The sequence below is a fragment of the Leucothrix pacifica genome, assembly GCF_003172875.1.
In the GTDB taxonomy this organism is placed as follows: Bacteria; Pseudomonadota; Gammaproteobacteria; order Thiotrichales; family Thiotrichaceae; genus Leucothrix; species Leucothrix pacifica.
Map to the genome: position 1 here is coordinate 1 of NZ_QGKM01000113.1, position 10,158 is coordinate 10,158.

The window sequence follows — 10,158 nt, forward strand, 5'->3', positions numbered from 1 at the left end:
TTTAACTGAGTATTTTAGGTTTATGCACTATCCTTTACTTGCGTCCCCCAACCTTACAAACCTGTAAAGTCCCCGCAAACTCCCTGTATACCCCCTCCCCTATAGTACTTCTCAACGGCACAGCACAACGCTGACCGACTAAACCAACGGAGAGTACATCATGAAAAAATCAACTATCGCCAGCACATCAGCCATTGCCTTATTAATCGCAGGTTTGAGCTTCAGCGCAATTGCCGACTCAAGCAACAAAGCCGCAACCGCTGCCGCACAACAAAACGCAGCAATTACTCAGGCCCAAGCCGTCACGATCGCAGAGCAAGCAACCGGAGGAAACAGCTCTGAAGTAGAGTTCGAACTAGAAGATGGAGTCGCTATCTACGAAGTTGACTTGGACATGCCGGACGGCTCTGAGGTCGAAGTAGAAATTGATGCCCAATCTGGTGCCATTCTCGCGCAAGAAACAGAAGGTAAAGACAAAGATTGTGATGATAAACGTGGACATAAGCATGGTAAGAAAGGCGACCAAGCCTGAACCCAAACAAGCAATTAGTCTTACAAACACCACCAAGCCTGTCTGCGAATAAACGAAGGTACGAACCTAAGCATTCAACGACAGGCGTAACCAAGCAATCAACATCAACACAATGGAATCAGCATGAGCCACATCAAAAAACAGATTTTAAGCGTTTCGTCGGACAACCATGTTTATCTAAAGTCCACTCGAATCACATCATGATTCCATGAATCCAACAGGCTAATAAGGTCATCACAACGCATTCGAGTGGTGTGCGTATTTCGACAGGGGTGTAAATAAATATGCTCCTGCTCCAGCAAAGCAGCTTCAATGTACACCTGTACCTTATTGGAATGATCATTAATCACAGCCAGCGGTGACACAGACCCCGGTACGACGCCGAGATACGTCAATAACCTCTCAGTACTGGCAAACGACAGTTGCCCACCGGTGAGTTCAAGCTGATCACGCAAACCTTTTAAATTGATGTGTTGATCCTGCTCCACCACCAACAGAAACATCCGGCCCTTTTTATTGCGCAAGAATAAATTCTTAGTATGCACTCCCGGCTTGTCGTAGTTGACTTGCTTGGCTTCCTCCACCGTATATAAAGGCTGATGCACTTGCGTTTCGTGCATCATTCCTTGTGCTTCGATAGCTGCGATGACTTGTTCAGCCGTGGCTGCTAAGTCACCATTTTCTAGTATCACGGTTTCAGGATTTGGTCTGTCTGAATGGGCCATATTATCGATGTTGTTCTCAATAGATTTATCGGTACGCCCGCCGGTATCTGCTCCTCAAACACACGACCAGCGGATTATCTCTTTATCTCGTAATTATAAAGAAAACCCGATTGAGCTTGACCCACTTTTTGGGGAATATTCCTTAAAACTTTATTGCGTGCAGTGCAGGCCATTGGTGAGCACCAGTTGGTAAGTTGACCAATGATCCATGATGCTCGTGATATCTTGTTGACCCGATACTGCCTAGCCTTCTGAAACTCTACAAACACATCTTTGGAGCCACCACAGCGAGCCACTTTTTCAGCAAGCTCAAACGCATCTTCAATGGCCAGAGCGCCACCTTGCCCCAAATTAGGCGTAATCGCGTGAGCAGCATCCCCCAATAGCACAACATTTTTATCAGCCCACTTTTTCAAAGGCTTGAGATCGAATATATGCCCTTCGATGATCGTCCCATTTGGCGTGCTATCAATTATTTGGTTAACCGTTGACAGGTAATCAGAGAACACACTTTGCAGATATTCGGCAGCTTCTTGTGATTGAGTTGGATCGTAAAGTTTATCCGCAACCGTCGCATACCAATAGACTTGATCGCCCGATATAGGCACAAATCCAAATCGTGTACCATTTCCCCATAACTCAGTTAATTGAGACTCCCGCTCCTCTGCAAGCTGGATGTTAGCGATTCCTCTCCAACAAGTTTGCTGAGAATCACGTAATGAAGCCTCCGGTATAATGGCCTGTCTGGTCTTCGACCTTAAACCGTCTGCACCTATGACAAAGTCAGCAGCTAAGCAATGACCATTGGTAAAATGCACTTGCAAACACTCTTCCGAAGTCATGATATCTTCAAGCTCACAGTTTAAATGAATCCCTACATCACCAAAGCGCTCCAGCAATATGGCGTGTAGTTTGCCCCGGTGAATCGCTACCGTTTTGAAATAGCGATTGTCTAACTCATGTGATGACCGGGTTGTTGAAATCTTTCTCCCAAGATAATCAGACACTTGCAGATTATCGATTTCATTACCACTCACCCTCACTTTTTCCGCAAGACCAAAGTGGGCCAAAACACGCATTGCGTTCGGTGGAATTAAAATACCAGCGCCTATCGGGTGTAACTCCTCAGCAGCTTCATAGATGTCGATATTGATACCAACCGACTGAAGCGCTATTCCTGTCATCAACCCTCCAATGCCAGCGCCAATAATCATGCCATCGAACCTCCCGTCACTCATGAGTTGTCACACCTCTTCAGTATCAATAAACCCGCCGGATTGACGACTCCAGAAACTCGCATAAAGCCCGCCTTTTTCCTTCAACTCCTCATGAGTACCCTGCTCAACAATCTTTCCCTGATCCATCACGATTATCCGATCCATCTCTGCAATAGTGGATAACCTATGCGCTATCGCAATCACCGTTTTATTTTGCATAACGCTCACCAACGACTGCTGGATTTCTGCTTCGACTTCGCTGTCCAATGCGCTGGTCGCCTCATCCAAAGTCAGAATAGGAGCGTCTTTCAAAATGACTCTTGCCAAAGCGACGCGTTGCCGTTGACCACCGGATAGTTTTACGCCGCGCTCACCAACATGGGTATCGTAGCCTTCACGACCTTTGCTATCACGCAGCCCTTCGATAAAGCTATGCGCAGCGGCCAGTTTAGTGGCTTCAACCAGCTGTTCATCGCTGATATTCGTATGACCTAACAGAATATTATCTTTGACCGAGCGGTTCAGCAACGCAGCTTGTTGCGCCACCATACCAATCGCGGCGCGTAGGCTATCCTGATCCACATCCCGAATATCCTGACCATTTACAGAAATCGAACCCTGCTCCGCCTCAAAGAAGCGTAGGATCAAATTAACCAATGTGGATTTACCCGAACCCGAACGACCGACCAGCCCGATTTTTTCACCCGGTTTGATGGAGAGTGAAATGCCATCCAAACCACCCTGCTGCTGGCCATAGTGATGCTTCAAGTCTTTGATTTCGATACCGGCACCACCTTCACCGACCACTAAATCAGGCGCATCGTCTTTTTGTGGAATGGCAAGCGGTTGGCCAACCGTGGTTAGAGCTTCGCGCAGTGAACCGATTTGTAAAAACACCCACCACACGGAGTCCAGAATCCAATCTGCCATCGTCGTTATCCGCAGCGACAGTGCAATCATCGCCGACACCACGCCTATCGATGCAGCACCCGTTGACCAAAGCCAGATGCCATAACCAATAAAACCGACCATCACCAACGCTTCCAACATGATCAGCGTTGTCCACAAGGCCACGCTAATTTGACGCGCCTCAAATAGACGTTGGCGCGTGTTTTCAAGCTGTACCCGCTGGTCAGAGGCGATCTGATCTCTTGGCGCAAACAGCTTCAGCGTATCAAAGTTCGAGAAGCCATCAACCACCGTTCCCACTAACGCAGATTTGGCAGATTGAAAACGTTGTTGCGCGTTCACCATGCGCGGAATCACCCAAATCAGTATGCCGATATAAAGGCTAAGCCAAAGCAGCCCCCAGCAAGCCCCAGCCTTCAGTTTCCCAGAAGGTATCAAGCGAGCTGGCAGCGAGTGTGTCAATTATTTGTCCGGCATACCGGATCAACCAAACTTCCACGGCTGCGGCCAGTATGGTCACTACTACACTGGCGATTAAGACGCGACGCATCGGTTTGAAGTGGGATTTTAAATAAGGCCAGACGGTTGAATGCAAAGCAGGTTCTGATAAATCGTAGGGGTTTGTTGCGTTTAGAAAGAAACGCGTGATGCGCTCGTATAAGCTTTTCATTGGTATTTCTCTCCCCATTAGATTATCCCGGCAGTGGTAAGCTCAGCCTTGAATTTGGTGAGTCACCTCAGAACCGCATAGCCCTCATTATGTCTGATTATGCCAACCTTACAAACATGTAAAGTAGCCGCAATCTTCCTGTATACCCCTTCCCCTATAGTACAACTCAACGGCACAGCAAAGAGCTTGCCGATAACCATTTACATGACACAAGGAACTAACATGAACAGCATCAAAAAAGCCGCTTTAATCGCACTAGGTACCATCGCAATGGGATTTATGATCTTTAGCGCAGCCACTATCGGCATGGTCGTTCTCGGCGTCGGCGCAGTATTGGCCGCTATTGGGTTTGTTGCACAACCATTTTTACCCAAAGTATCTGATGGCCCCTGTATAATCGATGTAGAACCCATTTCTTCTAAAATCGACTGACAGGTATCCTATGCATATTTTGCTGGTAGAAGATGACCAAAAACTTGCTGACTACATCGAGCAAGGACTGATAAATGCAGGGCATACCGTCGACCATATTACGGACGGCAGTATCGCCCTCGCCGCAAGCGTCACGGAATCATACGATGTTGGCATAATCGACCGCATGATTCCGGGAATTGATGGCTTATCACTGGTCAAAGCCATGCGCGCTGCCAATCTCGCCCTACCCGTTTTATTTTTAACCTCACTGGGTGGCGTCGATGATCGTGTGGATGGCTTACAGGCCGGAGGCGATGACTACCTGACCAAACCCTTCGCCTTTCCTGAATTACTGGCACGCGTCTCGGCCTTAGGTCGTCGCCCACCGATTCAGGGCGAAGAACTCACACTCAATTATGCCGATATCAGCATGAATATTGCCGAGCGCAAAGTCACCCGCGCCGGACAGACACTGGATTTACTCCCTAAAGAATACAAAATCCTTGAAATATTCCTGCGTAACCAAGGCCGTGTCGTCACCAAAAACATGCTGCTGGAAAAAGTCTGGGACATCCATTTCGACCCAAAAACCAGCGTCGTGGAAACCCACATCAGCCGCCTGCGCAATAAGCTGGAAAAGCCCTTTGGCGACACCATTTTAAAAACCGTGCGCGGTGCAGGCTACAAACTGGACATGGGCTAATGCGCTTTCCCTCTATTCCCAAAACGCTGCAACGCTACCGCAGCAACCTAAAACGCTCCAGCGCTATTCAGCAGGGATTGCTTAATCTCAGCATCTTTTTAATCAGCTTATTTTTACTCTCACTGACCACCTATTTTTTCGTTCAGGACGCACTTTCCACCCGTATGGACGGCAACCTTGAACAACGCATGACCATGCTGATGACGGAACTGGACGATGATGATTGGGAAGAGGACTGGGAGGAATTAGCCGAGGAACATCCCTCGCTTTACCAGAAACTCGATGAATCCGTACAAGGCGACGACTTCTTATTAGTACTCTCAGAACGCGAACTCAAGCTGAGTCAAAACCGGGTGTTTCGCAAACAAGGCTTCAGCACTCGTGAGCTAAAACGGGGCCGCCGCGACGACGATACGCAATACCGGATACTCGTCAGAGAACGCAATGGCGTGGTATTTGTCGTCGGCGAAAACAACGAAAATGATCAGGAAATTCTGGAACTCGTGATCTCAGCGTTTTGGCTAAATGCCTTAGTGGCCCTCATCCTGACCGCGCTTTTGGTCTTCTATCTGGCCAACCGCTCACACAAACAAATTCGCCGCATCGAATACGTGCTGGACCAAGCCGCACAAGGCGACCTCAAACAGCGCATCGGCCCGTCCCATAAAAACGACGACCTCGCCCACGTCAGCACACACATCGATACCATGCTGTCACGGCTGGAAACCTCCATGGCTGCGATGACGGATATTTCTGCCAATATTGCCCACGAACTGAAAACGCCGATATCGCGCTTGCGGCATGACTTAAACACCGCACTTGATAATCACGAGCAAGGCAAAGATGTCGAAACTGCACTGAATGATGCCTATGATGAATCCAGCTACATCACTGAAACCTTCGATGCACTGCTGCGAATTGCTCAGATTGAAGGGGGTGCGCGACGCTCGAACTTCACGCAACTAGATCTGCGTGCGGTGATTGATACAGTGATGGATATCTATGAGGAAGTGGCGGAAGACTCAGGGATGAAGCTGGTGCTTGGGTCTTCATTCAGTACGATGTCAGACACGAGTTCAACGACAAGCATACAGAGCAATACAAAACGGGGATCTAGCGATTCACAACTGGGAAACGATACGCCACTCATGATTCAAGGTGATAAGGAATTACTGGTACAAATGCTGGCGAATCTGATTGAGAATGCCATCCGCTATTGTCCTGAAGGCACGACGATTACGCTTGATTACGCACGGATGGGTGAGCAAATACAGCTGAGTGTTGCTGATAATGGTATTGGTATTCCTGAGGCGGATCGGGAGCGGGTGTTTCAGCGGCTTTATCGGGTGGATAAAAGCCGGAGTGATCAGCGAGGGACAGGACTTGGACTGTCGCTGGTTAAGGCGATTGTGGAATTGCATGGGGCGGAGATTCGGCTGGAGGATAATTTGCCGGGGTTGCGGGTGGTGATATCCATGACTGGTAACCGAACCATTTTGATGGATATTTAAATAAATATTCTTGGTAATAGTACCTAACTACTGTTACTCATTTGCTGAACTTTCCCAATTGGATACACTACTAAGTACGTTTTAAGCCAAAATCATAAAAAATTAATACTAAATATCTCTATTATCATGACTGCATAACTTTTATTATTCTTTATCTATTTTATGAGATGATGGATAATTAATATACTTTTGATGATGATGTTGCTCTGTAAATAATGCCTTGTAATCGTGCCTAAAAGACGGATTTTTTAATGAATACTGATTCTCCGCTGGTTGTCTATAAGAAACATTCCCACACATCTGATCCCGACAAAGGTTGGGTCATACCTGTTTTTAAGGCAGATACCATTAGAGAAGACTTTGCAACTGTCTCAACCTCAGATTTCCCTAATGACATTTATATATCGAAAGGCTTTGAAGACGTAGATAAAAGATACGGCGAAAAGGAACTTTTCTATCTCGACAAGTATATTTTTGATGCCGATCGAACTGAAACCATGTCATCAGGTGATCAATATTTTGCTCTAGGAACAAACACTTCGGCGCTCAAAGTCAGTACATTAGTACCAATAGTAAACGGACCATTACCTCCTAAAGACTCTGCAAAGCTCAATGAAGGGATAGAGCTTCCAAATAAAGGGGCTTTCTTTCTATTTGACAATGGCAACTACTATGGCCCCCTCACCGCCGTCCAAGATGGTAGTTCCTATATAGTATCACCAAAACCAACACCTCTCTTTAACCCGAAAAACGATCATATTGCTGCCTTCGATGCTGACAAACTAGAACCATATATCAAAAGAGCAACAATGTTTGGCAGTGAAAGAAGCTACATTTTGTCTCTAAAGCAACTTTCCATCATCGAGTATCAAACAATCGACTATATTTCTAATGAAAAGCTAATTTCCTACTTCAGCAAGCTATCTTTCGGCAAAAACAGAAAGCCCAGCTTAGCTAAAAGAGAAGCCCAAGCACTTCAACGTGCCGTTAGTGAATTTCAAAAAATGAACTCTGCTAATGATGACGAAGAAAGGGTGCAGAGAATTCAACTCTTACTTGGAGAATATCTGAATGAGGCGGACATAGGCAGTGAACTAGTCAAGTCATACTTAAGTGATAGCACGGAAGGTAAAAGCTTTCTCGATGATTTTGTACACAAAAACAAAGAGGAGTTGCTCAAAAAGCACGAAATTGAACTAGAGAACAGACTACAAACAAAAAAAGATGAAGTACAAAGATCACTAAATGAACTTGACAATCGTTTGAACTCAAAACAGAAAGAACTAACTGAGCTCAATGCCGAGGTTGAAGAGGAAAGAAAGAACGCTCAAAGAACAATTGATGAAGCTAGGAAAAAATCCGAGAAAGAAGCTGAGTCGATAATTGCTGAAAAACAAAGCACATTACAACAAGAAATAGCAGAATTAGAAACCAAGGAAACACTTCTGCGCGAACAGTGCGATAACCTACTGAAAAAGTCCGTTGACCTCAGAAGCTATGAGGAGTTAGAGGAAAAAGAAAAGTTTCTTAATACTCAGTTAAAACGCTTGGAAAGAAGTGTTGAACATCACCAAGCTACTCTCACCAATACAGACAAACTCTCAGAAGCAATGGTCGAAGTACAACTAGTGGCAGATGTTATGAGAGGAAGAGGTGTTGGAAACAATAAAAGCTCCGAGTTAGAACCACCCAAAGCACCAAAATTAGCTACAAATCATCCTAACGAAGCCAAGGGACTCATAGAGAAAATTACCTATGCATTTGAATCGGACGGGGGAAAATTATTTAGCTATGATGAAATGGCTAATTTGCTCGTATCGACAACACAATCCTTCATTACAATTTTATCTGGCCCTCCGGGTGTTGGCAAAACATCAACCGCTATACGGCTAGCAAAATACATGCATATGGGGGTCAGTGGACCAACTCAGAATTTTTTGAACATCTCTGTTGGCCGGGGATGGGTATCTAGTCGTGACATCATCGGGTTTTACAACGCCTTACGCGGAGAGTTTCAACCGTCCCGAACTGGTTTATATGAGTTTCTAAAGTTGGGACAAAATGAAGAGTTTAAGGTATCACCTCGTTTAGTCTTACTTGATGAAGCAAACTTATCAGGTATTGAACACTACTGGTCAGAATTTCTTGGCATGTGTGATCCCGAAGGCAATAAACGAATCGAAACAGGCTGTATTACAGATGAACTGAAGCATATAAATATTGGTGACAATGTTAGATTCATCGCAACAATAAATAATGATGCAACCACTGAAAGATTATCTCCACGAATGATTGATAGGGCACCTGTGATATCGTTAGAGGTTGATTCAACTCAAGAAGCTACTTTAGGAGAGTTTTCTAACCTTGATGGAGCTATTCGTTATAGTGAGTTAGAACGTTTTTTTGGCGTTAAAGACCAAGCAGAATTGAATACAAATGAAGGAAAAAAACTAAGTAATATTCTGGACATATTGGGCCAACGCGATAATTCATTGGGACAACCCATCATTATCAGTGCAAGAAAAGTTCTTGCGATTACCAACTACTGCTATGTGATTTCGCCACTACTAACATCTGATGAAGCTATGGATTTCGCGATAGCACAACACGTTTTGCCACACATCGAAGGATATGGAAGCGGCTTCAAGGATCGCTTAGAAAAATTAGGGGATGAATTAGGTGCAGACTTACCTAGATCAAGAGCAATACTCGATAGAATCATTTCCAGCGGTAGTGAGCTAACAAACTCTTACTCATTCTTTTAATATCATATAAAGTTGAATACCGTGCTAAAGCTTGGTCTAGAAATACTGAATGGTGGACGCTCCGGTACAAAGTTCACACTACCTGATAAACAGACTTCAGAGCAAAAATCATTACCCTTTATAACTGAAAACGAGTCAATTAAATTTAAACTGGAGGTGAATCCCGAAGTACTGAGTGCTGCCATTCTGCTCTACGATATACGAATAGACTTCACCAACGTTGTAATCGACAATGAGAAACAAATTAAAAGTTTTTACTGGGAACCTAAATCTGGTTACTTTGGCAATGGCTATGAAGCACTTTTCAAGAACTACTTCGGTGTTGCGGAGCTACAGATTGAATTAGAAGACTCAGAGACCTCCAAACTTGTAGAGCTACACCCATTAGAAGTTCTTGCTTCTAAATTATCCGCTGAAAGAGTGGAAAAAATGCTCGAATTCCTCTCCGCTCACAATAGCCAGGAGATCTATTCAGCTTTTCATGCAACAAAGCGCAGAGCTAGTTTGGCAGAGGGTGATCAAGAACCAGATATGGCCTTGGAGAAACTGGAATTAATTACCCAGTTTTTAGAAGAACGAGTGCCTCAAATTTGCCACTCACCAATTACCAGACTAACGCCAAAACGAACTATTACTGACTACCATGAAAACCTATATCCTGACGAATCCTCAATAGCATGGCTCTCAGAAAATTTGAGTTATGATTGAAAGT

10 protein-coding genes are annotated in these 10,158 nt (G+C 45.1%); 6 read left to right on the plus strand and 4 right to left on the minus strand.

The genetic code is table 11. The features are described 5' to 3' along the window. Positions 1-160 precede the first annotated feature (160 nt). The gene (locus tag DKW60_RS22575) at positions 161-532 is read left to right on the plus strand and encodes a PepSY domain-containing protein (RefSeq protein WP_109839919.1); all 372 of its coding nucleotides are present in this window, start codon (positions 161-163) and stop codon (positions 530-532) included. Positions 533-705: 173 nt separating this feature from the next. Here DKW60_RS22575 and DKW60_RS22580 read toward each other — a convergent pair whose 3' ends face one another. The 4 genes from DKW60_RS22580 to DKW60_RS24175 all read right to left on the minus strand — a co-directional run bounded on the left by DKW60_RS22580 (position 706) and on the right by DKW60_RS24175 (position 4,053). Further along, positions 706-1,257: a prolyl-tRNA synthetase associated domain-containing protein gene (locus DKW60_RS22580; RefSeq protein WP_109839920.1), complete on the minus strand. Its 552-nt coding sequence runs from the start codon at positions 1,255-1,257 to the stop codon at positions 706-708. Positions 1,258-1,331: 74 nt separating this feature from the next. Beyond that, positions 1,332-2,495, minus strand: a complete 1,164-nt coding sequence (locus DKW60_RS22585) for an FAD-dependent monooxygenase (RefSeq protein ID WP_109839921.1) — start codon at positions 2,493-2,495, stop codon at positions 1,332-1,334. Between the two features lie 6 nt (positions 2,496-2,501). Next, positions 2,502-3,728 carry an ABC transporter ATP-binding protein gene (locus DKW60_RS22590; RefSeq protein WP_219988891.1) on the minus strand — a complete coding sequence of 409 codons (1,227 nt, stop codon included), beginning with the start codon at positions 3,726-3,728 and terminating at the stop codon, positions 2,502-2,504. A gap of 37 nt (positions 3,729-3,765) precedes the next feature. Beyond that, positions 3,766-4,053 carry a hypothetical protein gene (locus DKW60_RS24175; RefSeq protein ID WP_219988892.1) on the minus strand — a complete coding sequence of 96 codons (288 nt, stop codon included), beginning with the start codon at positions 4,051-4,053 and terminating at the stop codon, positions 3,766-3,768. A gap of 222 nt (positions 4,054-4,275) precedes the next feature. Between DKW60_RS24175 and DKW60_RS22595 the strand changes: the two genes are divergently transcribed. From DKW60_RS22595 to DKW60_RS22615, 5 genes are all read left to right on the plus strand, one after another. Continuing rightward, positions 4,276-4,485: a hypothetical protein gene (locus tag DKW60_RS22595; protein WP_109839922.1), complete on the plus strand. Its 210-nt coding sequence runs from the start codon at positions 4,276-4,278 to the stop codon at positions 4,483-4,485. A gap of 10 nt (positions 4,486-4,495) precedes the next feature. Continuing rightward, positions 4,496-5,170 carry a response regulator transcription factor gene (locus DKW60_RS22600; protein WP_109839923.1) on the plus strand — a complete coding sequence of 225 codons (675 nt, stop codon included), beginning with the start codon at positions 4,496-4,498 and terminating at the stop codon, positions 5,168-5,170. Continuing rightward, positions 5,170-6,681, plus strand: a complete 1,512-nt coding sequence (locus DKW60_RS22605) for a sensor histidine kinase (protein ID WP_109839924.1) — start codon at positions 5,170-5,172, stop codon at positions 6,679-6,681. Before DKW60_RS22600 ends, DKW60_RS22605 begins: the two co-directional genes overlap by 1 nt. A gap of 251 nt (positions 6,682-6,932) precedes the next feature. Continuing rightward, positions 6,933-9,446 carry an ATP-binding protein gene (locus DKW60_RS22610; RefSeq protein ID WP_109839925.1) on the plus strand — a complete coding sequence of 838 codons (2,514 nt, stop codon included), beginning with the start codon at positions 6,933-6,935 and terminating at the stop codon, positions 9,444-9,446. 21 nt (positions 9,447-9,467) lie between these two features. Beyond that, positions 9,468-10,154: a DUF2357 domain-containing protein gene (locus tag DKW60_RS22615; RefSeq protein ID WP_181389859.1), complete on the plus strand. Its 687-nt coding sequence runs from the start codon at positions 9,468-9,470 to the stop codon at positions 10,152-10,154. The last annotated feature ends 4 nt before the right edge of the window (positions 10,155-10,158 follow it).